Annotated in this window: 24 protein-coding genes and 2 pseudogenes; 15 read left to right on the top strand and 11 right to left on the bottom strand. The window is 38.1% G+C overall.

The features are described from left to right. Positions 1-74 precede the first annotated feature (74 nt). Complete coding sequence (locus F3J02_RS03150; RefSeq protein ID WP_167247566.1) at positions 75-1,235, bottom strand: cupin domain-containing protein; 1,161 nt, start codon at positions 1,233-1,235, stop codon at positions 75-77. Between the two features lie 202 nt (positions 1,236-1,437). On the opposite strand from F3J02_RS03150, the gene dnaX reads away from it, so the two are divergent. Next, positions 1,438-3,417 carry a DNA polymerase III subunit gamma/tau gene (gene dnaX / locus F3J02_RS03145; RefSeq protein ID WP_167247565.1) on the top strand — a complete coding sequence of 660 codons (1,980 nt, stop codon included), beginning with the start codon at positions 1,438-1,440 and terminating at the stop codon, positions 3,415-3,417. A gap of 41 nt (positions 3,418-3,458) precedes the next feature. Here dnaX and F3J02_RS03140 read toward each other — a convergent pair whose 3' ends face one another. Continuing rightward, on the bottom strand, positions 3,459-3,899 hold the full coding sequence (locus tag F3J02_RS03140) for an acyl-CoA thioesterase (protein WP_167247564.1): 441 nt from the start codon (positions 3,897-3,899) through the stop codon (positions 3,459-3,461). After that, on the bottom strand, positions 3,896-5,056 hold the full coding sequence (locus F3J02_RS03135) for an iron-containing alcohol dehydrogenase (protein ID WP_167247563.1): 1,161 nt from the start codon (positions 5,054-5,056) through the stop codon (positions 3,896-3,898). The genes F3J02_RS03140 and F3J02_RS03135 overlap by 4 nt, the downstream gene beginning before the upstream one ends. Positions 5,057-5,708: 652 nt before the next feature. Here F3J02_RS03135 and F3J02_RS03130 point away from each other — a divergent pair. The 4 genes and pseudogenes from F3J02_RS03130 to F3J02_RS03115 form a co-directional block, all read left to right on the top strand. Next, positions 5,709-5,909, top strand: coding sequence for a hypothetical protein (locus F3J02_RS03130; protein WP_167247561.1), 201 nt, complete (start codon positions 5,709-5,711; stop codon positions 5,907-5,909). A gap of 230 nt (positions 5,910-6,139) precedes the next feature. Beyond that, the gene (locus F3J02_RS03125) at positions 6,140-6,601 is read left to right on the top strand and encodes a hypothetical protein (RefSeq protein WP_167247560.1); all 462 of its coding nucleotides are present in this window, start codon (positions 6,140-6,142) and stop codon (positions 6,599-6,601) included. A 357-nt stretch (positions 6,602-6,958) separates the two neighbouring features. Further along, on the top strand, positions 6,959-7,816 hold the full coding sequence (gene bla / locus F3J02_RS03120) for a class A beta-lactamase (protein ID WP_167247860.1): 858 nt from the start codon (positions 6,959-6,961) through the stop codon (positions 7,814-7,816). Between the two features lie 137 nt (positions 7,817-7,953). Beyond that, positions 7,954-8,308 (top strand): annotated as a pseudogene (locus tag F3J02_RS03115) (TonB-dependent siderophore receptor); the annotation flags it as partial. A 53-nt stretch (positions 8,309-8,361) separates the two neighbouring features. Here F3J02_RS03115 and F3J02_RS03110 read toward each other — a convergent pair. Both F3J02_RS03110 and F3J02_RS03105 read right to left on the bottom strand, forming a co-directional pair. After that, positions 8,362-9,768: a molybdenum cofactor biosysnthesis protein MoeA gene (locus F3J02_RS03110; protein WP_167247558.1), complete on the bottom strand. Its 1,407-nt coding sequence runs from the start codon at positions 9,766-9,768 to the stop codon at positions 8,362-8,364. A gap of 224 nt (positions 9,769-9,992) precedes the next feature. Continuing rightward, positions 9,993-10,130: pseudogene (locus tag F3J02_RS03105) on the bottom strand (deoxyribonuclease); the annotation flags it as partial. 673 nt (positions 10,131-10,803) lie between these two features. Here F3J02_RS03105 and F3J02_RS03100 point away from each other — a divergent pair. The 8 genes from F3J02_RS03100 to F3J02_RS03065 all read left to right on the top strand — a co-directional run bounded on the left by F3J02_RS03100 (position 10,804) and on the right by F3J02_RS03065 (position 17,879). Further along, complete coding sequence (locus F3J02_RS03100) at positions 10,804-11,751, top strand: bifunctional helix-turn-helix transcriptional regulator/GNAT family N-acetyltransferase (RefSeq protein ID WP_167247556.1); 948 nt, start codon at positions 10,804-10,806, stop codon at positions 11,749-11,751. Positions 11,752-12,115: 364 nt separating this feature from the next. Beyond that, positions 12,116-12,622 carry a low molecular weight protein-tyrosine-phosphatase gene (locus F3J02_RS03095; protein WP_167247554.1) on the top strand — a complete coding sequence of 169 codons (507 nt, stop codon included), beginning with the start codon at positions 12,116-12,118 and terminating at the stop codon, positions 12,620-12,622. 16 nt (positions 12,623-12,638) lie between these two features. Next, positions 12,639-13,673, top strand: a complete 1,035-nt coding sequence (murB, locus tag F3J02_RS03090; RefSeq protein ID WP_167247552.1) for a UDP-N-acetylmuramate dehydrogenase — start codon at positions 12,639-12,641, stop codon at positions 13,671-13,673. Between the two features lie 8 nt (positions 13,674-13,681). Then, entirely contained in the window at positions 13,682-14,818 is a 1,137-nt protein-coding gene (locus F3J02_RS03085; RefSeq protein WP_167247550.1) for a YdcF family protein, read from the top strand. Further along, a complete protein-coding gene (locus F3J02_RS03080; RefSeq protein WP_167247548.1) occupies positions 14,818-15,846 on the top strand; it encodes an alpha/beta hydrolase in 1,029 nt (342 codons plus the stop codon). Before F3J02_RS03085 ends, F3J02_RS03080 begins: the two co-directional genes overlap by 1 nt. Positions 15,847-15,930: 84 nt before the next feature. Next, on the top strand, positions 15,931-16,449 hold the full coding sequence (locus tag F3J02_RS03075) for a DUF4124 domain-containing protein (protein WP_167247546.1): 519 nt from the start codon (positions 15,931-15,933) through the stop codon (positions 16,447-16,449). A 48-nt stretch (positions 16,450-16,497) separates the two neighbouring features. After that, positions 16,498-17,226, top strand: a complete 729-nt coding sequence (locus F3J02_RS03070; protein ID WP_167247544.1) for a hypothetical protein — start codon at positions 16,498-16,500, stop codon at positions 17,224-17,226. Positions 17,227-17,297: 71 nt separating this feature from the next. Further along, the gene (locus tag F3J02_RS03065; RefSeq protein ID WP_416224639.1) at positions 17,298-17,879 is read left to right on the top strand and encodes a hypothetical protein; all 582 of its coding nucleotides are present in this window, start codon (positions 17,298-17,300) and stop codon (positions 17,877-17,879) included. A 51-nt stretch (positions 17,880-17,930) separates the two neighbouring features. Here F3J02_RS03065 and F3J02_RS03060 read toward each other — a convergent pair whose 3' ends face one another. Both F3J02_RS03060 and F3J02_RS18495 read right to left on the bottom strand, forming a co-directional pair. Continuing rightward, positions 17,931-19,601, bottom strand: a complete 1,671-nt coding sequence (locus tag F3J02_RS03060) for an FMN-binding glutamate synthase family protein (RefSeq protein WP_167247540.1) — start codon at positions 19,599-19,601, stop codon at positions 17,931-17,933. A gap of 109 nt (positions 19,602-19,710) precedes the next feature. After that, a complete protein-coding gene (locus tag F3J02_RS18495) occupies positions 19,711-19,944 on the bottom strand; it encodes a hypothetical protein (RefSeq protein WP_004653215.1) in 234 nt (77 codons plus the stop codon). A 467-nt stretch (positions 19,945-20,411) separates the two neighbouring features. On the opposite strand from F3J02_RS18495, the gene hppD reads away from it, so the two are divergent. Next, entirely contained in the window at positions 20,412-21,467 is a 1,056-nt protein-coding gene (gene hppD / locus F3J02_RS03050; RefSeq protein ID WP_005189102.1) for a 4-hydroxyphenylpyruvate dioxygenase, read from the top strand. 68 nt (positions 21,468-21,535) lie between these two features. Here the strand turns inward: hppD and F3J02_RS03045 are convergent, their stop codons facing one another. The 4 genes from F3J02_RS03045 to fahA all read right to left on the bottom strand — a co-directional run bounded on the left by F3J02_RS03045 (position 21,536) and on the right by fahA (position 25,089). Next, the gene (locus F3J02_RS03045; protein ID WP_167247538.1) at positions 21,536-22,315 is read right to left on the bottom strand and encodes an IclR family transcriptional regulator; all 780 of its coding nucleotides are present in this window, start codon (positions 22,313-22,315) and stop codon (positions 21,536-21,538) included. A gap of 282 nt (positions 22,316-22,597) precedes the next feature. Continuing rightward, entirely contained in the window at positions 22,598-23,146 is a 549-nt protein-coding gene (locus tag F3J02_RS03040; RefSeq protein WP_167247536.1) for a VOC family protein, read from the bottom strand. A gap of 19 nt (positions 23,147-23,165) precedes the next feature. Continuing rightward, entirely contained in the window at positions 23,166-23,798 is a 633-nt protein-coding gene (gene maiA / locus F3J02_RS03035) for a maleylacetoacetate isomerase (RefSeq protein ID WP_151716421.1), read from the bottom strand. Continuing rightward, positions 23,785-25,089 (bottom strand): fumarylacetoacetase, encoded by a 1,305-nt coding sequence (gene fahA / locus F3J02_RS03030; protein ID WP_167247534.1) that lies wholly within the window; start codon positions 25,087-25,089, stop codon positions 23,785-23,787. The genes maiA and fahA overlap by 14 nt, the downstream gene beginning before the upstream one ends. Positions 25,090-25,445: 356 nt before the next feature. On the opposite strand from fahA, the gene F3J02_RS03025 reads away from it, so the two are divergent. After that, positions 25,446-26,834, top strand: a complete 1,389-nt coding sequence (locus F3J02_RS03025) for an amino acid permease (RefSeq protein ID WP_167247532.1) — start codon at positions 25,446-25,448, stop codon at positions 26,832-26,834. Positions 26,835-26,847 lie beyond the last annotated feature (13 nt).

Raw genomic sequence — 26,847 nt, 5'->3', positions numbered from 1 at the left:
TATCTTGCACAAAAAAGTGAATAGAGTTGTTCAATAAGATACAACTCTATTCTAAATGGGAATTATAGAGTTTTTTAGTTTGGAGGTAATAACATCACAATTGCTGAGTTCATTAATTGTGCGATATCTTCGAGCATTTCAGCTTCATTAAAACGTTCATCTAAGATTAGGCTTTCACCATCAGCAATTTGTTTTAAGTATGGCGTGAATGCTTCAGAAACACAGACAGTATCTCCATTTGCCCAAAACTCAAAAGACTCAGCTTGTTTTCTGTAAAGTACTCTTGAAGCGGGTTCGAGAATGAGTTGGTAATCTGCATTGATAATTTCAGTTAAATCATCTGCTTCAATTTCTTCTGGTTCTGGAATATTGTTTGGATAGCTCGCTTCACTCATATAGGCCATGATGGCTGCATCAAATTCAGGTGCTTGAGTGAGATAATCGAGTAATCGAGTTTTTAAATATGAAAACTCGGTGTTGTTGATTTCACCTAAATGGGCAGTTTGTTGACGTGCAATATCAATCAATGGATTTTTAAGCGAAGTATTTTCTGCAAATTTATCGCTGACCTGATCAATCATTTCTGACAGATTTGGCATGCGGAAGCCAAAAGAGAAGGTTAAACAATCATCTTCAGCTACACCGTAATGTGCAAGGCCTGGTGGTACATATAGTAAATCGCCTGGTGCAAGGACTTCATCAAAATGAATGTCTAAATCTGCTAATAGTTTTAGGGGCTGATCTGGCAAAAATTCAGTTGATTCATCGCACATTTGCCCGAGTTGCCAGCGACGGTGACCATGACCTTGTACCAAGAACACATCATAAAAATCGAAATGCTTACCTACCGAACCACCTTTAGGTGCATAAGACACCATAATATCGTCGCGACGCCATTGCGGAATAAAAGGAAACTTTTTCCAAAGTTCTGAAATATCAAATGAATAATGATCAACTGCTTGTACTAAAAGTGTCCAAAGATTCGGTAGCTTTTGGAAATCGCCTTTGGTAAGTGGTGATGATTTCACATGCCATTCATTTGGATTTTTATTTTTCTGACGAATGAGGCGAGCCGTGACATGTTCTTCTAAAGCAAGTTCCTGCACGTCTTCAGGTTCAAGTAAACCAATAATTTCAGGCATTGCATTTCGAACCAATAATGGTTTTTTTTGCCAATATTCAGATAAAAATTGTTCTGCGGTAATGCCGCCGAGTACCGCTAAAGATTGAGACATGGGAAAGAAACCAACAACGTATAAAATAGTGTGTATTGTCCCTTGTGTTGCAAATCGGTGCAAGTCTTGCTTAAAACACAGATTATTGTAGAAAAGCGACATATAAAGTCGCGTAATGTATTTAATCTTGATCAATTAGATGCCGATTCATTCACAGTCTTTCAAAAAAGCAGTATCCTTAACATGCGAAAAGGGAGCATACATGTATCAAGTACTGGCAAGAAAATACCGACCACGTAATTTCAATGAGTTAGTGGGGCAAAACCATGTTTCTCGTGCTTTAACTAGCGCTTTAGAACGTGGGCGTTTGCATCATGCTTATTTGTTTACAGGGACACGTGGTGTTGGTAAAACAACGATTGCCCGTATTTTGGCCAAATGTTTGAACTGTGAAACTGGAGTTACTTCGACCCCATGTGAAGTATGTGCAACCTGTAAAGCGGTAAATGAAGGGCGTTTTATTGATTTAATCGAAATCGATGCGGCATCACGAACCAAAGTTGAAGATACACGTGAGCTTTTAGACAATGTCCCATATGCACCGACACAAGGTCGTTTTAAAGTTTATCTGATCGATGAAGTGCACATGCTTTCAACGCATTCGTTTAATGCGTTGTTAAAGACACTGGAAGAACCACCTGAACATGTCAAATTCCTGTTCGCAACAACAGATCCACAAAAACTTCCAATTACCGTGATCTCACGTTGTTTGCAATTTACTTTAAGACCTTTAGCGGTTGATGAGATTACAGAACATCTCTCCGCGATTTTAAGTAAAGAACATATCGAAGCAGATCAGGATGCGATTTGGCAAATTGCTGAATCTGCCCAAGGCTCGTTGCGTGATGCTTTGTCTTTAACTGATCAAGCAATTGCCTATGGTCAAGGTGCAGTTCATCACCAAGATGTTAAAGACATGTTGGGGTTGATTGATCGAACAATTATTTATGATTTAATTCTAGCGATTCATCAAAATCAACAGGCGCGTGTAAGTCAGTTGTTGCTGCAATTTAGGCAGCAGGCCTTAGATGTTTCCTTGGTGTTGGATCAATTGGTTTCAACCTTGCATGAACTAGCAATGTTGCAATATTTACCAGATCTGGCATTGAAGTATAGTGAAGAAATTAACCAGAAAATTTTGCAACTATCTAAACTGATTTCTGCCCAAGATTTACAGCTTTATTATCAAATTGCATGTAAAGGGCGCACTGAGTTGCAACTTGCGGTGACGCAAGAACAAGGTTTTGAAATGACAGTATTACGCTTACTGGCATTCAGACCAATGACTGTGCATGAAATGACGGTAAGTGCGACACCCGTTACCCAGATTGAAGTACATGAGGTTCAGCAAGCGTCACAAAATTTAAGTGCAGACATTCCGCTTGCAGTTCATCAGCAAGTGGCTCATGTTGAACCTGAACCTGAACCTGAACCTGAACCTGAACCTGAACCTGAAGTCCAAAATCCTAACATCATGGTTTTTGATGCAGAAGAAGGTCAATTGCTTGGGTTGGATGTTTCAGCAGAACCAGAAAAAATTCAGTCTAGTATTCTAGAATCTGATGATGTTCTTATTTTTCCTGTTGAGCAGCATGAAGTTCAAACTCAGATAGAGCAACCTGAAATTGAACAAAGCACAGTATTAGAGCAAGAACAGTTTACTCCAGTCGTTTCAGAAGTTACTCAAAATGTCGACGTCGAATATGTTGAAACTTCGGCTACAACTCTGATTTCATCTGTTGAGACTGAACAAAGTGATTTAATGCCGCAAGACATTCTGAAACTACGTGAGCAAGTTTTAGAAGGTGAGTGGAATCTAGAAAAATGGGAATATTGGTTTAGAACCAGCCAACTCTCTCCAGCTGTTCAAGAGTTAGCGCAGCATGGCGTCATGCAAGGTCAGATTGATGGTGCTTCTATTTTTCATATTCCACAAGAATATGAAGGAATGCTATCGCAATTACAGCATGGCTTAGAAGAGGCACTCAAAACACAATGGTCTAACACGCAATTTACAGTGCAGTATGGCGCGGTTACTTCGAATACACCGTTGTTAATGCAACATGCGCGTAAAGAAAAAGCTTTTCATCGTGCTTTTGAGCTATTAAAACAGGAACCGACCATTAAAACTTTGGTTGAAACCTTTGATGCTGAATTGCAGAATATTCAGTTAAAACCATAATTTGTATAAGAAAGGCAAAGTTTTATCTTTGCCTTTCTTCTTTAATCTATAAGTAAATATTGGTGCAGTACATCTCGCATCGCTTGGGGAATAGCGGTACTTTTTCGTTTTTCTCTATCAACAAACACATGCACAAAATACCCCTGTGCAGCAGCATGTTGCTGACCTTGTTTAAAAATAGCCAGCTCATATCTGAGTGATGAATTACCAATTTTTCCAATTGCAACACCGACCTCAATCATTTCCGGGAATGAAAGTTCCTGTAGGAAGCTACAAGCTGAATCGACCACTAAGCCAATGATTTCACTGTTGTGAATATCAAAGCCTGTTTTTTGAATCAATAATGAATTGGCCGCCGTATCAAAATAACTATAGTAGGTCACGTTATTGACATGACCATAAATATCGTTATCTGCCCAACGGGTTTGAATGGGTAAAAAAAAGCTAAATTGTTCTCGTTGTTTTAAAGTTGGTTTGCTCATGCATAAATCGCCTGATAGATCTGTAAAGCGTCTTGTTCGGTCATTTCTCTAGGATTATTTTGCAACAATCGGGTTTGCAACATGGCATCTTTGGCGAGTTGCGGTAATTTTGACTCTGGGATATCTAAGTCTTTTAATTTCAAGGTCAGTCCACTTTGGTCTAAATGATTTTGCATATGATCTATGAATAGATCACATAGGCCATCGGTACAACCTGTGCTACGAGGATCTAATAGTTGCATTAATTCTGCATAGTATTGTTTGGCTTGAGGTGCATTAAATTTTAAAACTTCGACTAGCACCAGAGCATTGGTATGACCATGGGAAAGGTGAAAATGTCCGCCAAGAGGATAGGCGAGTGCATGCACAGCCGCTACAGGAGCATTGGCAAATGCTTGACCTGCAAGCATTGAACCAACCAACATATTTTGGCGAGCTTCTAGATCAGCGCCATTTTTCAAGACTTTGGCTAAGTTATGATTTAATAATTTCAGCGCATTTTTGGCTAACATATCCGCATAAAAGTTCTTTTTAATGCTTGAAGTATAGGCTTCAATGGCATGTACCATAGCATCGATACCTGTTGCAGCAGTGATGTGTGCAGGTAGGCCCTGAGTGAATGTCGCATCTAAAATGGCAACGTCGGCATATAAAAGGGGTGAAACAATCCCCATTTTTGTGGTTGCACCTGTGGTGACAATCGATATAGGTGTAACCTCAGAACCTGTCCCTGCTGTTGTGGGGATGAGAATCAAGGGTAAACGTGGTGCTCTGGCTTGATTTACGCCATAGATTTCACTTAAGTTTTGTTGCTGTTCTGGATGAGCGAGTAGCGCGATAATTTTTGCCACATCCATTGAACTGCCACCACCAAACCCGATAATCACATCAATCCGTTCTTGTTTAGCAAAATCAACAGCCTCAAGCACAATATGCTCTGGTGGGTCAGCTTGAATGTCTGAATAAATAATATGCTCAAGCTCAATCTGAGCTAAAATTTCTAAGATAGGTAGATGTAGTTGATGCTGGATCATACCCGCATCTGTTACCAGCAAGGCTTTATGGTACTTTTGTTGGGTTAAAACATTTTTAAGTTCTTGTATCGAACCGAGTCCCGCAATGATGTTGGGAACAGTTTGAAATTGAAACGGGTTCATACATACATCCTTATTTTTCACAATAAATACAATATTTTTATATCAAGTAACTATGGGTTTTACTGTCTCAGTAAATTAGCATAAGACACGGTTAAAAAGTGTAGCTTTGAAGTGATTATGCCGTCCCAAATGCCCGATAAGATATCAGGTCTTTTCGTCTATTCATCCTATTGAAATTATAATATTTAATGGTGTTATTTCACCTAAAATTATCGCAAAAATAGTACTTTTAGAACATAACGAAAACAATAGCTGAAGCTATAGTTTTGCAGCCAATTTTTATCTCACCTCTGGAAAAAGTAGTGTAATAGCAACAATCGACATTGTTCCAGATGATTCCATCCTCGATTTATGCTTTTCTCCAAGGGCGTAAGATTTGCAGAAGGCTCAATCTCATAGATAAATAAAAAGTAGCTGATAAGGCTATTGGTGATTGGATGGTTATTAATTCGGGTGATCCTTTAGATAGGCGCTAAGTAAATCAATTTCTCCATGCAGTTTATGAAGTTGTGAGGGAAAGTCAGGCATTTATAGCGTTGATATCTAGAACAAAGAAGAGAATTTGAAACTCATCGTAAGATGAGCTTTCTGTTGTCTTGTTATTTTCACAATATTTTGCTTTTATGGTTATTCAATTTCTTAGGAACTCATCATGAAAGAAGCAATAGAACAATATCGCGAAGAACGAGCAACATTAGAAAATGAGATTTCGGATTTCCTTGAGAAGAAATTTGCAGCGTTCAAAGAAAAGACAGGCGCTGAAGTGATTCACCTTGAAGTAGAGTTTGATTCAACTGATGATGAAGATGCGGAATTCTTTATTTCTAGCGTGTTTATAGGTACGGATCTTTAATCAAATCAAGAAATTAGAACCTCCTTCGGGAGGTTTTTGTTATTGGGTATTTACTTTATTTATGAAGTAAAAAAACTCTACAATAGTCATATCATCAATAGTCGATAAGAGGGGTTATGATTTTATTGAATAATTATAAGTTTTTGTTTTTAATATTTAATTTGAAATAATTGTGAAGAAATAATAAAATATACACTTGTCTTTATTTTGTTTTATGTTGAGTGTTTTTGGTGAAAAAAATAGTAATTCTTCTTATAAGTACGGTAGTTTGTGGTTCGGTGTATAGTGCAGATGATATCTTCAACAAAGATAAATCACTTTTAATTCTAAATAATGAAGGGCCTCAGAAAGAGATCAAAAGTAGTGAGCAATTTGATTTCTTTGAGTCGATGAAGCAACAAGAACAAGATCGTATCGATCAACGCAATTATGAATTAGAGCAAGCGCATGTAGCACAACAACATACATCCAATATGAGTCCACATGATAGGTCTCAATATTATTTGGAACATAGACATTTCGATGCTTTGAATGCACAAGGGCATGAGCAACAGTTCAACTCAATTTTAAAGGCAAAAAATAGAGGTTTAATGTCTGAAAAAGACTACCAGCAAAGAATTGCCAAGCATAATCCGGTACCATTGGATCAGAGAAACAATCAACTTAAATTTTCAATCCCAATTGGGGAATAATAATATAATTAAATATAAAAGCTCATCGAAAGATGGGCTTTTATATTTAATGGCAAAAAAATCTCCATTATTGGTGCTGCTGATCAATTTTCACGTTGAAATAAAGGTGGCAGTCAAGTGCTAGGTGGACTTGCTATCCTCCGTATTTTGTTCTTTTTTCCTAATCGTATGGCACATACGATGAACAACAATATTCATGTTGGTAAATGTGTAAAAGCCCTTTAATTGTGGCGTTATTCTTGAATGCATTTAAGTATTTTATTGGTTGCTAAAATGTTTGATTTAATTAGTAATTTTATTTTTAGATATATACTTGGCTGCGCTTATTTTTTTAAATTTTTAATATATGGATGCAATATGAAATCGTTATTGAAATCTGCCATGGCTGTGGTTTTGTTTAGTTCTTCGGTGTCAGCTACCATGGCTGCTACTCTAGAAGATCAGATCAAAACACTATCTGATAAGGGGTGGCAGATTGGTGTATCTATATTGGATATGGATGATAAGTTGATTTCGATCAATGGAGATAAACGCTTTCCATTAGATAGCACGGTAAAAGCGCTTGCTTGTGCAAATGTTTTAGCAAAGGTTGATGCTAAAAAACTTAGCTTAGATCATTCAAAAACGATTCAGCAAAAAGACCTCGTTACTTATTCGCCAGTTGTCAAAGAGTATGTAAATAAAAAACTGACGATCAAACAAGCATGCGAAATTACAACTGCATATAGTGATAATACAGCAGCAAATTTTGCTATAGAGGCAGGTGGAGGACCTGTAGGTCTCACCTCATTTATGCGTTCAATTGGTGATAAAGTTACAAGATCTGATAGATATGAACCTGATCTAGTCATTAATCCCGAAGGTGATATCCGAGATACAACTAGTCCCAATGCTATGAATACCAGTATGAAGAAATTATTGGTGGGCAATGTGCTATCTACAAGCTCAAAAGAACAATTAAAAGAATGGATGATAGGGAACAAAGTTGCAGATAATATGTTAAGAGCTGCGTTACCTAAAGGATGGAAAATTGCAGATCGTACAGGTGCCAGTGATTATGGCATTAGAGGTTTAACATCAATGGTATGGTCGGAAAGTCATGCGCCTGTATTTATTAGTATTTATGTGAGAAAGAGTGAAACTTCTCTAGATGAACGTTCAGAGGTAATTAAGCTTTTAAGTGATCATATTGTAAAAGAACATTTGATTAAATAAAGACGGTTATTCATTAGATCAGATAGATAGCCCTCATTAGCGGGCTATCTATTGCGATAATAAAAACATTGAAAACTTGAAAGATGCTTAAATATCCAAATTCGATTTTTCTTATTTATTATATAAGTTAAAAAATAATGATTCTTCATTACTTATTAATAAAGATAGTTATTCATGTTGGCTTTTGTTCAGAAGTTTTGCTGCCGTGTAACAAAGAATTAAAGCAGCAGAAAAATCCAGCTGTAACAGTATGCTCAGAAAGCTATGCAGTAAAAAGCACCAATACATCAACAAAACTAAATTTATCGCTTCGTGATACTCCTCAATCGGTCAAGGTTTTTACTCGAGAGGATCTGGAAGGTCGAAATATCGTTTCATTTCAAGATTTAACCAATAATATTACAGAGGTTTCAAGCTCGCGTACCGATGAGCGCCAATTGGGGTATAGGAGATATTGATTTAGATATCTATGATCATATTGAAGTTGTTAAAAGATTAGCCCACGATTTGTGGGCTTCTTTTTAGCTGATTCCTGAACTTAAAAGTTAGTCAATCTTCATGAAATAAATCTCGTCATTTGATTGAATTGGTTGCTCAGCAAATGGGACAATCACAATACAATTAGCCTTGAGAAAAGGCTCTACCTGATATGTGTGCTGTTGTTCAACGATCTCTAATGAATATTGACCATCATCTTGCAATTGATATATGCCCCATAACAATTTTCTTTTATTTTGATCAGTCTCAATTTTTTGTTTAGTACGACCTTTTATAAATATTTTGTTGAGAAAATCGGGATCATGTTTATTTAAAATATATTTCACCATGAAATGCATGAGTAGGGAAATATCTTGTATATCACCAGGTAAATTAATGATCGTTGTCTTATCTTCTGTTGTGATGACTTTTGAGCCTTTATGGTTACCTTGATCATCGTACAATTGAACCGTTTCACGCATCGGGAGTGTTCTAGGCATACTTCTAATGATGCTCAGTTCATTCGCTGGGATAGAGCGTGTTTGGAAATTTGAGGTCATACTGCCAGGATCAAAGGCGGTAAGTCTACCAATTGAAAATAATGAACCACCAATGTCTTTATGAGAACATAGAATCATCACATCAAAATTAGGAATATGATCTTCAAAAAATTGATTATAATCCTCCCAGTTTGTTGTTAATTTATCATCTAAAGCAGGATCTTTTTCCTTCTTAAGACTATTAAATGCAGAATCATAACGCTGCGGCTTAAGCAGTTTTATCTCGATATGCTTATAGCCCCATGATTTCAATAAGTCTTTAACATACAAACTTTCTTCACAAAACGTATGCTCACTATCAAAGGTATGCATACTCACAACAAGAATTCGTGGATCTCTATAAATTGTTAGCTCTTTAATTCCAGCCCGTCTTAGAGCAATCAATTTCTCTGGTGAGATTTTCTCATTTTTAGCTAGAATCAGATTACCTTGTTTAATTACACTTCCTTTCTGGATAACGCCTTGCATTGCAGATATTGGCGCTGTAATTTTTTTATTATCGTAATCAGAAATATCTAAACGCTTATCGTCTTCTGGAATAATGGCATCAATAGATTCAGGTAATTTTGTATATTGTGGAATTCTAAGTAGATTTTTACCGCTCAGATCTAGTTTATAAGGGTTTAATGAACGATAGAGTTGTTGTCCCCAGCAGTATAGGGAATTGATGAATACAGGTCGCTGTTTACTTGCATTTTGAGTTGACTCTGAATTAATAGCCCAACCTATATAAGCTGATAGATTATTGGTTGGATAGTCCTGTAAGGCGTGAACATCACGAGCATTCACTTGATTCAGCGCTGCTTCTAAATCTACAGTATCCTTTAACTCACCTAGAGGAAGCTGCATAAAAAGGCGATAGTAAATTGTAGTCAGATCATATGGAAGATCTTCAGGGACAGGAAGTTTATGCATAAGTATAAGTCCAAGAGGTAACTCTGATTGGAGTTACCTTTTTTAATTAATAATCAATCAACTTTTAAAAAGAATTCATCATCATCTAGCACTCTTTCCTCATTAAAAAAAAGCACCTAAACAAGCACCAGCTCTCCGATTATCAGAGGCATCAATCTTTTTCGCAGAAGCATTTACGCCACAGTTAGAGCAATTTCACGTTGATCTGACACTAGACAGTGTTAACCTCTGCTTATAAAGCTATCAAGATCTTTACCGACTGTTTTACGAATTGGTGATATATCTAAAGCACTGGCTGCATAACTATCTATTACTGTAAATACAGTAGCTAAAGCCATTATATATTTTGTTATATTTAACATGAAATTTCCGATATTTTAATTAAAAATAAATTCCAAAAATAAGTTGTTAAAGTTACCTTGGAATCGAAAAGAATGATAAACAAAAAATATTAAATGTAAAATAAATTATTTAAATTAAACACTTAATTTTATTGTTTGTTTTATTTTTAATCTTGATTTTGTTTTTGAAATATTAAAACTATATTATATTTCATGTATTTATTTGACATTTTATTGGTTTATATTTAGTTAATTTAATCTATGTAATAGTTGATTATTATTTTAAATAACTTAACAAAAATATTTTTTATGCGCTCAACTATTCGTTAGTAGAAAACTTATTTCAGGTTGAGATTAAGCAACTGGTACTTAATAGGAACTGTTAATTTAAAAATATGTATAAGTCATAACTTATCCATACTTAGTAAATTGTGATCGGAATTTGTGCATGGCGAATTTGGTTACTGCTTGAAATGGATAATTCTTCCAACCATATAAAGAGCAATGATCAAAATCGAATTTTGTTGTTTTGCCGTTAGCTAAATACACCGAGTAAGATCATTCAAATGCTCGGATATTTTGTTAATTTGATGAATCATCTAACAGATAGAATTTAAATGTAAAACTAAAAATACTTGACTGCTTTTTTGAAAACATGGTTGTATTGTGCAACTATATTTTGAGGTGTATTCTCGTGTTAGACCAAAAAATAATTGATGAAATTCGTTGCTCTTCAAGAATCATGGTGCGGGAGCTCGGTTTCCTGAATACAACTCTTGCTGCAACAGATTATTCTCCATCAGCAGTCCATACACTTCTTGAGCTTGAAAATAGAAATTTTATAACAGCTGTTCAGTTGGGGGAAATTCTTGGGCTTGAAAAGTCTAGTATTAGCAGAATGCTAGTTAAGTTAATTAAGAACGGTGAAATTGTTGAAGAGCAAGACGTGACAGATGCTCGATCTAAGACTTTAAGACTGACTTTAAAGGGAAGAGATACTGTTAAGAAAATTAATCAGTACGGGGAGTTGAGAGTTGTTCAGGCTATTGAAAAGATAAATAAATATAAACAGAAAGAGATCGCTCAAGGTTTGGCAGCGTATGCTCAATCTTTAATTAATTGTCGAAATAATAAAAATGATGTGATTCATAGTGATATTGAAATAGTAAGTGGCTATCGCGCAGGAATGATTGGTCGAATTGCCGAAATGCACAGTACCTATTATTCTGAAAATTTTGATTTTGGATACTTTTTTGAAGCAAGAGTAGCAAAGGATTTGGCTGAATTTTCAGTCCGTATGTCTAACCCATCTAATCATATATGGTTAGCAATTCGAAACAATAAAATAGTCGGATCTGTTGCGATTGATGGCGAAGACCTAGGAAATAATGAAGCTCATCTTAGATGGTTTATTTTAAGTGATGAATGCAGAGGTCAAGGAGTTGGAAAAAGACTTTTAGATCAAGCAATTGGATTCTGTGATGAAAAATCTTTTTCTGCTGTTCAGCTATGGACTTTTAGTGGTCTTAACGCAGCAAGAAATTTATATGAAACTTTTGGGTTTACATTGGCTCATGAATGGGAAGGGAACCAATGGGGTAAAAAAATGTTGGAGCAGAAATTCACCCGAATCAAGAGTTAAATGTAAAAGCCTTGATCAAAGAAAAGCTTCATTGGTCAAGAACTTCATATGTAAGAACCGTTTATTTAAGCGGTTTTTTACATTTGAGCCTTATACAATTGATCTTTAAAAATTAAGTTTCTTTATCAGCTTGTATGTAGGTGGCACATATTGTTAATTCCAAAAAAGTACATATTCATACAGAATATTCAAAAGAGACAAACACTATTTCCTTTCAAATCAAAGCAATTTTTGACAAAATAGCAGATATCAGAAAGGTCAATTCAGGCATAATGACATTTAATCGTTTTGCGTTTATTTTGCAGGAATTTTGCATGCAATATTTTAATTTACTTATAAAACAAAATGTTGGAATGTTCTCCTGATGACAACACAATATAAGGTGTTATGTGTCTGTTTAGGGAATATTTGCCGCTCTCCAACAGCAGAAGCGATTCTCAGGCATTATTGTGACGTACATGGCCTAAATATTATGGTCGACTCTGCTGGTACCAGCAATTACCATCCCAATAAAGCACCTGATCAACGTAGCCAAAAACATGCTGGACAGCGTGGATATGATTTATCTGATTTACGTGCCAGACAGATTATTTTAGAAGATTTCATCAAGTTTGATCTCATTTTAGCGATGGATCACGAGAATTTTGATGATATCCGGATACTCATGTTACAGGCGGTGCAACAGTTTGGTACACATCAAATTCGCGCCAAGTTGGCATTGATGAGTGAGCATGATCATCTGTTTAAACAGCAAGCCGTACCAGATCCATACTATGGTGGTGCAGATGGTTTTGATCGAGTACTCGATCAGTGTGAATCCAGCAGCCAAGCATGGGTCGATATTTTTAAAAAGCAAATGAAAGCAGGGTAATAGGATTTAATTTAATATGCAGCTACAAGCGCAGGTTCAGCTTAAAAACTTAAATACATTAAATTTGAATGCGATTGCTTCACATTATGTGCAAATCAATCATCCAGATGACGTCATTACGGCATTAGCATTAGCGGAACAGCAGCATTTAAACGTTTTAGTACTCTCTGGTGGCAGTAATGTTTTATTGCCACAGCAAATACAAGCTTTGGTGATGCATTTAAATATTCAGGGCATTGAAATACTTTCTGAAGATGAAAATACTATTACCGTTAAAGTAGGTGCTGGGCAAGTATGGCATGATTTTGTTTTATATAGCACTCAACAGCAATGGTTCGGATTGCAAAATCTTGCCTTAATTCCTGGTTTGGTGGGCGCTTCGCCTGTACAGAATATTGGCGCTTATGGTGTTGAAGCCGGTGAGTTTATTGAATCTGTGCAAGTTTACGATCGTGAACTTAAACAGTTTACTTCGATTGCAGCACAAGATTGCCATTTTGCGTATCGTCACAGTATTTTTAAAGATCAGCCTAATCGTTACATTATTACCAGTGTGACTTTTAAGCTTCTCAAACAAGCTGATTTGAAACTGAATTATGGTGATCTTAAGCAAGCAGTAGGTGATGAACTGACCGCAGAAAACTTACAAAATCAGGTGATTCATATTCGCCAGAGTAAATTACCAAATCCCAAAGAGTTTCCAAATGTTGGTAGTTTTTTTAAGAATCCAATTTTGACACAAACAGAGTTTGACAAAATTACTCAACAATTTCCAAACATTCCACATTATCCGCAGACAAATAGCAGTGTTAAAGTGGCTGCAGGTTGGTTAATCGATCAGGCAGGTTGGAAAGGTAAACAGTTGGGTTCAGTTGGCATGTTCCATAAACAGGCTTTGGTATTGGTTAATTATGCTGATGCAACACTAACGGATGTACGAAATACCTATCAAGCCGTACAAAGTGATGTAAAACAAAAGTTTAGTATTCAATTGGAACCTGAACCTGTGTTATATAGTGAGCAAGGGTTAATTCAAGCTCATCTTGGATGAAGAAATCTATGGCGACAGTGCATTGGATGGTCAGTTTAGTAAGGATAATTACTATATTATTCGTACTACTGGGCTGCTTTATGCTTTTTTTATATTCGCCTTTTTATTCACAACTGGTTGTAAAAGGATTGAATCGTTTTGTCCCTGTTGATGTCAATGAAGTTGCTGCACAAAGTCAACGACCTGCTGCATTGAGTGAACATGAGACCTTAGAACCAGGTTCGAACTTGTGGATTGCTCGACAAGCTTATCTTAAGCTCATGGAAAAAACCTTCCAATCTGAAAAACCAGAAGATTTAAGGTTAATTCAAGCGCGTTATAAGCTACTTCAAGAGCTGATTGCCGAAGAGCAGGAAAAAGAAAACCAAGATGAAAAAAAGCAACCTAGTATTCCATTAATGAGTGAACAACAACCGGAACAAGATCAAGAAAGTTCAGCTGTTGTAATGAATACACCTTTAGATTTTCTGCGATGGAATACACCCGATAATCAGGCACTGATGGGGAAATATATTGCGTTCTTAGAAACTTATCCAATCGCGTTACCCGTGAATGAGGATGACAAGGATCAGACAGACAAAGATTTGATCGAGTTAAAAAAGAACAAAGATAATGTGGTTGAGCAGCAAAGTATTTCCCAACCCAATGCAATTGTTGTATTGGGTGGTGGATTAACGTTGGGTGCCAATGGCAAAGATATTGTCGTGAATAATTACACTCGCTTGCGTTTAGAAAAGACATTACAAGTTGAGAAGAAATATGCATTACCTATCGTACTGAGTGGTGTTGAAGCGCCTTATATGCAAGCATGGTTAAAAGAGCGCGGTGTTGAAGCGAAACTACTTGAGAATCGCAGCATGAATACTTGTGAAAACTCTCGATTCAGTTCTTTATTACTACAAAAGAAAGGTGGAGCTCCAACAGTGATCCTCATTACTGATGAATACCACATGCCTCGGACACGACGTTTGTTTGCTTTAAATGGAATTGAAACGATTCCTGTGGTTGCGCCGATGCCAACAAAGTTAACCGAATGGCGTCCAAGTGAACAAAACTATGATCATAGCCGTCGTGCGAACTACGAAATGTTGGCAACGATACGTGATATGTTATTTGGCTCAAGTGATTGTCGAGAGATACCATAATGTCCGATCTTCCATTTTTAAATCCGACAATTTTAAAACAACTGGATTTACCTGTACCAAATCGAGAGACAACACCACAGGTGCTTGAACCTTTGGATTTATCTGGCGTCACTGAGCTATCCAAGCCATTGCAAGCCTATCGTAAGTTATATGGCTTACATTTATTGGACTGTGAACATTGGCAGGGTTATGTCGAAATGCCATTGTTCCGCGTACATGTACAAGTATTTCAACCCAAACAACAAAAAGTCCAAGGTACAGTGTGTTTGCTACATGGCTATTTGGAACATAGTGGTATTTATCAGCCCATTATTAAAGAAATTCTAGATCAAGGCTTTAGTATCGTCACTTACGATCTGCCTGGACATGGTTTAAGCAATGGCTCACCAGCCAGTATTCAGAATTTTGATCATTATCAGCAAGTGTTACATTCCGTTTATGATGCCGTGCGCGGTGCGAAACAATTACCGAAGCCGTGGTTAGGCATTGGGCAAAGTACAGGTGGTGCAATTTGGATGCATCATTTACTTGAATTTGCAGAACGTAGAGAAGATCCTATTGTTGACCGTGTATTGCTGTTGTCTCCATTGATCCGACCCGCAAAAACGGCATGGTGGCATAACTCGGTTGGTCTGGGCATAATCCGTCGGATCAAGAGCCAAGTGCCACGACATTTCCGCCGTAATAACCATAATCCAGAGTTTCTTCGGTTTGTTCGTTTAAAAGATCCTTTGCAACCCCGTATGATGGGTATGGACTGGATTCTGGCCATGTCAAAATGGATGCTAGAAATGGAACAACGACCTGCATGTCGTATTCCTGTGTGGCTCGCACAAGGTGCTTTAGATCAAACCGTAGATTGGCGTTATAATATTGAGTATATTCGCCGTAAGTTTAGATTGCAGACTTTGTTAATGCTGGAGGAAGGCTCGCATCAATTGATTAATGAACGAGCAGATATTCGTGCTGCATTGACGGGGTTAATTCCAGCTTTCCTGCATGCTAAACCAAATCATCATTACTATTAATTTTACTTTTTTCCTTACTATTTAAATGATAGAATTTTTCAGATCTTAAAAAAAATATCAATAAATTAGATGTTTGGGGTAAAAATGAAAGAAGGTACATTAAGGGGTTTTTGTGTCTTTATATTGTTATGTTTTTCTTTTCCTGTTTTCGCACAAGAGTTATATAAGTGCGTAACCAATCAAGGAACAACATATCAAAGCAGACCATGCGCAACCAAGACGGCACAAAGGACAGCATGTACAGGCTCAGTTGCTGATGGCTTTTCGGGTGATTGTCGTTCTATGGAACAGCAAAGGCAGCAAGGGATGTCTTATGAAAAAAACGCTTATACACAGGACTTAGCAAATAATAAAACCCGAACAGAAACGAGACAATCGGAGTTTCAAAGAACAATTGTTGAATTTCATGAATGTAAACAACGTATTATGGCTTTGCAGAGATTTGCTCGTTATTCTGATCGTCGGTCTCAGCTAGTGGAAAATAACAGTCGATTTTATGCGGCAAGAGTTTGTACAGACGACGGCAGTGTATATGTGAGTTGTAATGCAGCCACCAATACATTGTTGACCCAGACCAGCCCGACTTGTCCATTCAAAAGGTAGATGTTTTTAAGACATTGATTGATAAATATTAAAAAATGGTAATCAGTAGTGAAAGCAGCATTTATTGTAATTGGGGTCATTTTTGCAACTTTTTTCTTGTTAAATCGTTGTTCTCATCGCGATGTAACAGCAGATCAGTCCAATAATCATAATCCAATTGAACAACGACAACAGGCTTTAAATCAAATTGCTTTATTGCAACCCTTAAAGCAACACTTGCCCAAGGATTATGAAACTCTACAGCAAACTGCAAATGCGTCAGTGCAGCCTGAAGAAATGCTTGCTGCCGTAAGTAGCACATTGTGGTGGAAACTGCGTGATATTGTGGAAAAACAGGCAGATGATGAGGGGCAAAAATTATGGACAAAGGCATATTTACAACAGTTGTATGATGCTAAGCGTAAAGGGAATTGTTTTCAGATTGCTTTCCCGTTATATGGTAAAACAAATATGGATGAGCGAAGGGCACTACTGAGTTCAGCTACACAGCAGCAAACTGTAGCTGCATTAACATATATTCTAACCCATCAAGGAACTCATTCTTCCATCGATCGTATGCAAACTCCACAAGCATGGGTGCAGATTGCAGACAAATTACGACAAGATTATGGTCAGGATGCAGACTTACTCAATGCTGGAGAAACTGCGCAAGACAAAAATAAACAGTGTGAAGTAGTCATACGAACTTTCGAATATATTTTGTCTCTACCTTTAGATCAACAAGCGCCAGTGATTCGTTGGATGTTAAATAGACATATTTCGGTGAGTGTTTTTTAAATGAAGGTTTTGATCGAAAAATGTATATAAATTTAAGAAACCAATTGGTTAAATCCACATTTCTATTCTTCATGACGCTTAGTTTAGCTGCGTGTGGAAAAGTTGCCCACGAGCCTAAAGTTGGTGAATACGGGGAAAGCTTAGTTAATTCAGTTCTTTTAACCTCGAGTGAAATTGATGCATTGAATAAAGCTGTTATTGAAAAACCAAAGGATACTTTTAAAAGACCAAATATAGGCATTAGTTTTCAAGCTGATCCCAGCAAAAATCCATATCGTTTTGTTATTGTCGCGAAAGGAACTGCGCAGCAACAGGGCAAAGTCGAGTTAAAATGGATTGGAGGTGTGCAGAGTGAATCCTCTAATGGCTATCATCCTGAGGTTTTTCAAAGTGATGATAAACATTCCTATGATTTAAATGCGCCTTTATTACTGGTCATTAGTTCGGATCCATTCTCGGTCAGTGAGCAAAATAACGGTATGAACTATGGCATTCATGCTGAATTGACGGAAGCTACAAATATTCAATTTCAGTCTGTTGAGGTACAGGTCTGGCAGGGTAAAGGTTCGCAATATAATTGGACCTCTTATCTTAAATTTCTAGTGATTTTAATGGTTGCTATTTTTGGTATTTATCGATTGGTTAGCCGCTAACTTTTAGATATTTGGCCAAAGAAAAGCCACCTTGCGGTGGCTTTTTAGTCATTAAAATTGATTGGCGTCCGCCATTTTCCACATGCGATAATAGAAATTCTCATCATCATTTAAATCGCTGTGCAGCAATTCATTTTCTTTTAAAAAGAAGTGGATCTGTGCATAGTTTTTGATTTCACGATCATTCATACGCTGTGCTAAATGATGTGCTTTAATATCAGATGGATGATGCAAACCCGCTGCTGCAATCATTTCAGATAAGGCGTGCAAGGTGTTTTTGTGGAAATTAAACACACGCTCAGCCTTACTTGGCACATCGATGGCTTTTTGGCGATCTTTATCCTGTGTCGCAACACCAACAGGACACTGGTTGGTATGACAGCTTTGCGCTTGGATACATCCTACTGCAAACATAAAGCCGCGTGCAGAGTTAACCCAGTCTGCGCCTAAGGCAAAGGTGCTAGCAATATCAAAGGCACTGATCATTTTACCACTGGCACCAATTTTGACTTGATTGCGAAGTCCTGCACCAACAAGCGTATTGTGCACAAAGCGCAATCCCTCTCTGAGTGGTGTGCCAATATAGTCGCTAAACTCGATCGGTGCTGCGCCAGTTCCGCCTTCAGAGCCATCCACCACCACAAAGTCAGGCACAATTCTCGTTTCTAGCATGGCTTTGACAATGCTCATAAATTGCCATGGCTGACCAATACAGAGTTTAAATCCGACAGGTTTACCACCTGAAAGTTCTCTCAGCTTTTGGATAAAATGCATCATTTCAATTGGTGTGTTAAAACTTGGGTGCTTGGATGGGGAAACACAGTCATGATCTCTTGAGATCCCGCGAATACGAGCAATTTCTTCAGTGATTTTATGCTTGGGTAAAATACCGCCGTGACCTGGTTTTGCCCCTTGTGAGAGCTTGACCTCAATCATTTTAATATTCGGATTTTTGGCTTGCTGTGCAAACTTATCTGGATCGAATAAGCCTTCGGCTGTGCGGCAACCAAAATAACCACTGGCAATTTGCCAGACAATATCGCCACCATGTTCTAAATGGTAGGGGCTTAGACTGCCTTCGCCTGTATCGTGGTAGAAGTTACCTAAATGCGCACCTTTGTTCAATGCACGAATTGCATTTGCACTTAGACTACCAAAACTCATTGCAGAGATATTCATGATCGATGCACTATAGGGCTGGCTACATTGCGCATTACCAATCAGAACACGGAAAGATTCTGGATTAGCAGGAGGGCATGGGGCAATGGAATGCACAATGAAGCGATAGTTTGGATCATAGACATCTATGATTGAACCAAAGGGCTTATCTGCATTTTCATTTTTTGCACGTTGATAAACCAAACTACGTTGCATACGCGAAAAAGGCAGTGCATCCTGATCTGATTCTATGAAATATTGACGAATTTCAGGGCGAACATCTTCGAAAAGAAAACGGAAATGTCCCAAAATTGGATAGTTTCTTAATATGGCATGTTTCTTTTGCAACAGATCGCGTAGGCCAACAATACTGAGTAATCCTGTAACTAACCAAAGACCGTTTAAAAGCGTATCGGATATAAAATAATAAATTGTATGTGGGGTATAGGTAAATTTAAACCAAGTAATTGTTAAAGCAGTAAAAATACAAAGAAACCAAACAGAATGTCTTGAAAAGAAGGTGTTAAGTAATTTATGTCTTATAGCTTGCGCTGGACTAGCCATCGGCAGGAGATTCCCATAATGAAGCAACTGACAAACGATGCCAAGAAGCGAACACAAGCTCAAGTAATGAATTGTTAGATATGAGAATTATTCTCTTTCGTGAGAGATACTATTCTAGTTCAAGCTGATAGTCATCTTTGGTGACTTTGATCTTAATCTTTTTATACTTTCTTTTATTGGGATTCAAAGCCGAGTCAGTGACCTCAGTAGCAAAACTCGAATTTCCCATCAAGTCATAATAGGCTTTATAACCAATCAAAATCTTTTGTGGTCTACCACTATGCTCATGACTATAGCTTTCAATGAGTTGAGTTAACTGTTCTAAAATCGAAGTTTGTGTCATGTCTATCTCATTCGCCTGCGTAGCTCATAGGCTTAAGCTAATCGAACTTTGTTAAGGTAATAAGACAGGCAGTCTACTCAAATACATTTATTCATATCAGCTTGAGACCATGGTCTGATTTAGAGATATCGCCAATTATTCTTTAATAGCGACCTTTATTAGCAGAGCCAAACAATAATAAAATTACACATAACATAATTGAATTATGTATTGCATAAATTTAGACTTTCTTGTAGCATGAATTTATAGCTGAGAGCCAAGATCAAGAATCATGATTTCTTCATTTGGCTGACTTATGGACGGAAAGGGCTTTAACACGGATGCTTTTACATACTTATAAAAACACCTGTCGCCTTTTCTGATAACGCATGTATAGGTTGATGCTTTTAGATAGCGATTAAGCAATTGAAGAATAAGACCTATACAGAGCATTAAACGGATGAATTTATCTAAATAAGGGAAACTAGATGGACATTTTAGATAACCCATTAGAACTATGTGGTTTTGCTTTTATTGAATTTGTTTCGACGGAAAACGGATTAGATCAGATCTTTGAGACCATCGGTTTTTCTAAAGTCGCAAAGCATAAGTCTAAAAAAGTTTATTTATGGCGTCAGGGTAATATCAACATTATCTTGAACTACCAGCCTGAATCTTATGCTTCATTCTTCTTTAAAGAACATGGTCCTTCAGCCTGTGCAATGGGTTTTAGAACCCGCGATGCAGCCAAAGCATTTAGCAAAGCCGTGGAGCTTGGTGCAGAGCCAATGTATTCACAAGCTGGGCCAATGGAACTAAATATCCCTGCGATTAAAGGGATTGGTGGTATGCCAATTTTCCTTGTGGACCGTGATATCTATGAAAATGACTTCGTTTTCTTTGATGATGCAGACAGAAATCCAAAAGGTGCAGGCCTGAACGAAATCGACCATTTAACTCATAACGTCTATAAAGGACGTATGGAGTATTGGGCGAACTTCTACGAAAAAATCTTTAACTTCCAGGAAATCCGCTACTTTGACATCAAAGGCGAATATACAGGTTTAACTTCTAAAGCCTTGACTGCACCAGATGGCATGATTCGTATTCCATTGAATGAAGACTCAGACAAGGGTAACGGTCAAATTGCAGAGTTTTTGGCAGATTTCAATGGTGAAGGTATTCAGCATATTGCCTTTATTACTGATGACTTGCTTTCAACATGGGACAAGTTAAAAGGGATCGGCATGCAGTTTATGACAGCACCACCTGAAACTTATTATGAAATGTTGAAAGAGCGTTTGCCTAATCATGGTGAGCCAACGGAAGAATTGCAAAAACGCGGTATCTTGTTGGATGGCAATACCAAAGATGGTCAGAAAAAGCTGTTATTACAGATTTTCTCGCAAAATATGCTTGGGCCTGTGTTCTTTGAATTTATTCAACGTAAAGATGACGATGGTTTTGGTGAAGGGAACTTTAAGGCATTGTTTGAATCAATCGAACGTGACCAGATCCGCCGTGGTGTATTAGAAGCAAAATAATCCCACTCAAAGCTTGAAATAAAAAAGCCAAGAAGTTCGCTTCTTGGCTTTTTTGTATGGATCAATCATTAACGGGTTTGAATATATTGGTTGATTGCTGCAACTTCACGTTTAAATAGTTCTAAGTTATCGCTGCCTTCGTGCACCGAGAAAAACATTTCACTGTCCAATGCGACAATACAAAATTCCATTGAATGATGCGCATTAAAGATCGGTAGGCCAACCGCATTAATTCCGACCAGAAGATCACCTTGAGCTATCGACATACCATGTTGCAGAACATTTTCTTTGAGTAAGAGAAACTCATCCCAATCTGTCGGTTTAATCGGGTAGTGATTGTTCGCTGCTTTTTCCCATTCCGCTTGCATCAGCGGTTTAATCACGGCTTCAGGCATATAAGAGGCAAACACACGACCCGCTGCGGAATTGACCAACGGCATGATCGACCCAACCTTGGTCACAATCGAAATCGGATGGTTGGATTCAATCGATTGAACCACTAAAGGTCCTTTGGGTGACCATTTACTGATTTGAATGCCACAGCCAATCTTGTTTTGTAATTCATAAATCAGGTGCTGAACCAACTGTAATACATCTGTATGCTGGATACAGTTTAGCCCTAAACGCCATGCTTGATCGCCTAAGGCATACTGACCATCGGTAAGCTGCTTGGCATAATTCATACGAATCAGGCTAACCAGATAACGGTGTACCTTGGCAGGATGCATATCCAGTTTGCTGGATAGATCTTTTAAAATAATGGGCTTGTTGTGTTCTAAAAGGGCATTCAGTACGGCTAAACCGACCTCAAGTGATTGAACCCCACCAGATAACTTTTCTTCAATCATTCAATAACCCTTAAGCTGCGCGTTTTACGCAGTGTTTGTTGCTGTCAATCATGGACAATTTACATCCAGCACATAATGCCTGAGCAGTTGGCAAAATAGAAATCATCTTTTTAAATGAATTAAATCGGTGAATTGTATAAGCATACAATTGTTTTTAGAGAGATTGCACGCTATTTTGCAGAGCCTACTATGCCTTAAAAATATACAAAATGCTTTAAATTTAGACCATAAAAAAAGGCATTAACATTTTACAACGCTAATGCCAATTTCATGGAACTGGATTTATGCGCCGAGTTCATCTTCGTGTAAGAAATGAGTATGGTGTGGTGCACGTTTGGTACGACTCCATTCATCCAGCATTTCTAATTTCATTTCTTCGGTGATCCGTGCAATTTTGGCATCGGCATGGGCATCATTATAGGTCAATTCTAAACGATGACCATTTGGATCGAAGAAGTAAATCGAATGGAAGATACCATGGTTGGTGACACCTAAGACTTTGACGCCATTTTCTTCCAGATGTGCTTTTGCAGTCATTAGCGCATCTAAGTCTTCAACCTCAAAGGCAATGTGTTGTACCCATTGCGGTGTATTTTCATCACGGCCCATATCGGGTTGAGTCGGCAGTTCAAAAAATGCCAATACATTGCCTTGGCCCGCATCTAAAAACAAATGCATATACGGATCAAATGCTTTGGTAGATGGCACATGGTCTTCTGCAAATGCCAGAATGAAATCCATATGCAGCATTTTTTTGTACCATTCGACGGTTTCTTTAGCATCTTTACAGCGATAAGCCACATGGTGAATTTTTTTAATTGCAAAGCTCATGATAAAACTCCTTTTATCTCTATTCCCAATCTGGTTGTTGTTCTGGGGTCGCATTCAAGAATGCGGGCAGGGTTAAGCAATGTTGGTAGATCGACTCAATCTTGGGAAATGCACTTAAATCAATTTTAAAGCGCTTGGCGTTGTAGACTTGAGGAATCAAACAGCAGTCGGCAAAAGTCGGCTGTGAGCCAAAACAGAATTGCCCATTGGAATGCTGTAATTGCATTTCTAAGCTGTGAAAGCCTTCTAAAATCCAATGCCGGTACCACAGTGTTTTTTGCTCATTACTGATGGCAAGATCGTTTTGCAGGTACTTCAACACTCTCAGGTTATTGATTGGATGAATGTCACAGGCAATGCTTTGTGCGAAAGCACGGATTTTGGCACGTTCCACTAGATCTTTAGGTAGCAGTGCTTTGGCTGGATAACGTTCTTCCAGATATTCCAAAATGCTGAGCGACTGGGTAAAGGTCTGATCTTGGTCAAGTAGTGTCGGCACCAACTGACTTGGATTGAGGGCACGATAACTTGCCAGTTGCTGCTCATTTTTAACGAGATGCACGGCTTCAGTTTCATAAGGTAATGCTTTCAGGTTAAGTGCAATACGTACCCGATAGGCCGCAGAGCTACGAAAGTAACTATACAGTTTCATAACGCTCGTCCTTTTGTTCATTAAAACGAAAGTGACGTGCTGGTAAAATGGTATTGGCAACTTCGCCAAAGCCCACGCGAATTCCATCTTTTTCACAGTAGCCTTTCATCACAACGCGGTCACCATCTTCCAAGAAGCCACGCTTTTTGCCATTGGAAAGGTTGAGCGGTTTGGTGGTATTCCAAGTTAGTTCCAGTAAGCTGCCATAAGAATCTTCAGTTGGGCCTGAAATCGTGCCTGAACCCATTAAATCGCCGACTTGTACATTACAGCCTGCAATGGTGTGATGGGTTAGTTGCTGTGACATTGACCAATACATATATTTAAAGTTGGTTTGGCAAATCACATCGGCTTGTTTTGATTGAGGTGTTTGCACTTCAACACTGAGGTGGATGTCATAGCTATTTTCAGTGTTTTCTTGTAGATAGCTCAATGGTTTTGGCTGTTGCTCTGGACCTTTAACTTTAAATGGCTCAAGCGCTTCCATGGTTACCACCCAAGGTGAAATGGCACTGGCGAAAGTTTTGGCGTTAAAAGGACCTAAAGGGACATATTCCCATTGTTGAATATCACGCGCTGACCAGTCATTCAGCAACACCATACCGAAGATATGTTCCCATGCATTTTCAATGGCAATCGGCTCGCCCAATTCAGTTGCTTTACCCACGACAAAAGCAGTCTCGAGTTCAAAGTCGAGTTTACGTGTCGCTGAGAATACAGGGCGTTCTTCATTGGGTAATTTGATTTGGCCTGAAGGGCGCACAATGTCTTTACCGCTTACAATCACAGAACTGGCACGACCGTTATAGCCGACAGGCAATTCGCTCCAGTTCGGCAATAGCGCATTTTTAGGATCTCTAAACATAGTGCCGACATTGGTGGCATGTTCTTTCGATGAATAGAAGTCGGTATAGCCAGGAACATGAATCGGTAAATGTAAAACCACATCTTCTTGTTTAAACAGCACTTGCTGACGTAAATCGGCATCATCACGTAAGGTCGGATTTTCCGCAGACAGTAAGCTTTGTAAATTACTGCGAACCGTATGCCAATTGTGCTTGCCAGTTTCAATAAATTTATTCAGTGTTGGCTGATTAAAGCAGTTTGCTGTCGTGAGCTGTAATAAGCCTTTTTGCTCTAATGCAGCAAGGTCAAGCACCCATTCACCAATTGCAACGCCAACGCGTTTGTCAGCTTGTGCGGTCTCGCTAAAAATACCGTATGGCAAATTATGTATTGTGAAATCTGATTGGGCATCAATCTCAAGAAAAGAAGTTAAATGATGGGCCATGATTCGCTTTCCTTGTCTTTAATTCTGTTGGTCTAATCTGGTTGTTTAGGGAGTGCTTTGATTAAGTATTTGAAAGATAAAATGATATTTAGATTTTTATCTGCCAATTCTAGTTTACTTAGAGCAAAAATCCCTGCGTCTTAATTTCTATGATACTGAAAATAATTAATTACGCAATACATAATTTAATTACATTATTCATAATATTTGTTATTTATTGAATTTTCTGTTTATATGCGCGGTTATTCGAAAAGTGAATTAATTATTTTTCGGATTAGATATAGGCATTTATGATTAACTTATGATATACGTAATTTTAGACAGAAAAATTACGCGACACGGATGAGAATAATCATATGTCAAAACAGGAGCAAGGAAACCTGAACCCAGGTTTAAGCAATCGGCATATCCAGCTTATTGCGCTAGGTGGTGCGATTGGCACAGGTTTGTTTCTAGGTATCTCACAATCGATTAAGCTGGCTGGCCCTTCGGTCATCTTGGGTTATGCGATTGCAGGGCTTATTGCATTTTTAATGATGCGGCAGTTAGGTGAGATGGTGGTACAAGAGCCAGTCAGTGGTTCATTCAGCCATTTTGCTTATAAATACTGGGGTTCTTTCGCAGGCTTTATGTCTGGTTGGAACTACTGGGTACTCAATGTGCTGGTCTGTATGGCAGAGTTGAGTGCGATCGGCTTATATATACAATACTGGTGGCCAGAAATCCCGACGTGGGTTTCAGCATTGGCCTTTTTTATCTTAATTAACGGTATCAACCTTTTGCATGTCAAATTTTTTGGTGAAATGGAGTTTTGGTTCTCCATCATCAAAATTTTAGCAATCTTGGCCATGATTGGTTTTGGTTCATATTTACTTGCAACAGGAACAGCAGGGCCACAAGCGGGTATCAGTAACCTTTGGGCATTGGGTGGATTCTTTCCATTTGGTGTAGAAGGTCTGGTCATGGCAATGGCGGTGATCATCTTTGCTTTTGGTGGAATTGAGTTATTTGGTATCACAGCGGCTGAAGCACGCGATCCTGATAAAACCTTGCCGAAAGCAGTCAATCAAATTATCTATCGTATTTTGATTTTCTATATTGCAACGCTTTTCATCTTATTCGCGCTGTTCCCTTGGAACCAAATGGCACAAGGTGGTAGCCCATTCGTGATGGTCTTTGCCTCATTGGATAGCCAAGGCGTCGCAACAATGTTGAACTTTGTGATCTTGACTGCTGCTGTATCTGTTTATAACGGAACTAGCTATTGCAGTAGCCGTATGCTTTTAGGCTTGGCGCAACAAGGTAATGCACCTAAGTTCCTTAAGAAAATCAACAAACGTGGTATTCCGACCAATGCTGTTTATGTTTCGGCATTTGTTACGGTACTGTGTGTATTGTTAAACTATGCATTTCCTGAGAAAGCATTTGGTTTGTTGATGATGCTGGTGGTTGCAGCCATTGTGATTAACTGGGTGGTGATTTCATGGACGCATTTAAAGTTTCGTAAAGCCATGCAAGCACAAGGGCTAACAACTAAGTTCCCAAGTATTGCTTATCCATTCAGTAATTATCTTTGCATCATCTTTATGTTAGGTATTCTCGTGGTGATGTCATTGACTGCGGATATGCGTATCGCAGTCATGATGATTCCGGGTTGGATTCTCTGTTTGATGCTGGCGTATTATGTAAAGCAACGTAAGTTGAGAAATGCTCAACCGAGTGTAGCGTTGAATACAGATGCGTAAGTTGTAAAGTGAT

This window comes from Acinetobacter sp. Tr-809, assembly GCF_011753255.1.
GTDB lineage: Bacteria > Pseudomonadota > Gammaproteobacteria > Pseudomonadales > Moraxellaceae > Acinetobacter.
This window is presented reverse-complemented; position numbering and strand designations above follow the sequence as displayed.

Coding starts and splice junctions, on each gene's coding strand:
- F3J02_RS03045 (WP_167247538.1), bottom strand. CDS start 22,315: ATGATTGAAGAAAAGTTATCTGGTGGGGTTCAATCACTTGAGGTCGGT.
- fahA (WP_167247534.1), bottom strand. CDS start 25,089: ATGGCCCATCATTTAACTTCTTTTCTTGAGATTGATGCCCAATCAGAT.
- F3J02_RS18495 (WP_004653215.1), bottom strand. CDS start 19,944: ATGACACAAACTTCGATTTTAGAACAGTTAACTCAACTCATTGAAAGC.
- murB (WP_167247552.1), top strand. CDS start 12,639: ATGCAGCTACAAGCGCAGGTTCAGCTTAAAAACTTAAATACATTAAAT.
- F3J02_RS03110 (WP_167247558.1), bottom strand. CDS start 9,768: ATGCATAAACTTCCTGTCCCTGAAGATCTTCCATATGATCTGACTACA.
- F3J02_RS03060 (WP_167247540.1), bottom strand. CDS start 19,601: ATGGCTAGTCCAGCGCAAGCTATAAGACATAAATTACTTAACACCTTC.
- F3J02_RS03075 (WP_167247546.1), top strand. CDS start 15,931: ATGAAAGAAGGTACATTAAGGGGTTTTTGTGTCTTTATATTGTTATGT.
- F3J02_RS03130 (WP_167247561.1), top strand. CDS start 5,709: ATGAAAGAAGCAATAGAACAATATCGCGAAGAACGAGCAACATTAGAA.
- dnaX (WP_167247565.1), top strand. CDS start 1,438: ATGTATCAAGTACTGGCAAGAAAATACCGACCACGTAATTTCAATGAG.
- F3J02_RS03150 (WP_167247566.1), bottom strand. CDS start 1,235: ATGTCTCAATCTTTAGCGGTACTCGGCGGCATTACCGCAGAACAATTT.
- F3J02_RS03080 (WP_167247548.1), top strand. CDS start 14,818: ATGTCCGATCTTCCATTTTTAAATCCGACAATTTTAAAACAACTGGAT.
- F3J02_RS03025 (WP_167247532.1), top strand. CDS start 25,446: ATGTCAAAACAGGAGCAAGGAAACCTGAACCCAGGTTTAAGCAATCGG.
- F3J02_RS03065 (WP_416224639.1), top strand. CDS start 17,298: ATGACGCTTAGTTTAGCTGCGTGTGGAAAAGTTGCCCACGAGCCTAAA.
- F3J02_RS03135 (WP_167247563.1), bottom strand. CDS start 5,056: ATGAACCCGTTTCAATTTCAAACTGTTCCCAACATCATTGCGGGACTC.
- hppD (WP_005189102.1), top strand. CDS start 20,412: ATGGACATTTTAGATAACCCATTAGAACTATGTGGTTTTGCTTTTATT.
- F3J02_RS03085 (WP_167247550.1), top strand. CDS start 13,682: ATGGCGACAGTGCATTGGATGGTCAGTTTAGTAAGGATAATTACTATA.
- bla (WP_167247860.1), top strand. CDS start 6,959: ATGAAATCGTTATTGAAATCTGCCATGGCTGTGGTTTTGTTTAGTTCT.
- F3J02_RS03095 (WP_167247554.1), top strand. CDS start 12,116: ATGACAACACAATATAAGGTGTTATGTGTCTGTTTAGGGAATATTTGC.
- F3J02_RS03140 (WP_167247564.1), bottom strand. CDS start 3,899: ATGAGCAAACCAACTTTAAAACAACGAGAACAATTTAGCTTTTTTTTA.
- F3J02_RS03040 (WP_167247536.1), bottom strand. CDS start 23,146: ATGAGCTTTGCAATTAAAAAAATTCACCATGTGGCTTATCGCTGTAAA.
- maiA (WP_151716421.1), bottom strand. CDS start 23,798: ATGAAACTGTATAGTTACTTTCGTAGCTCTGCGGCCTATCGGGTACGT.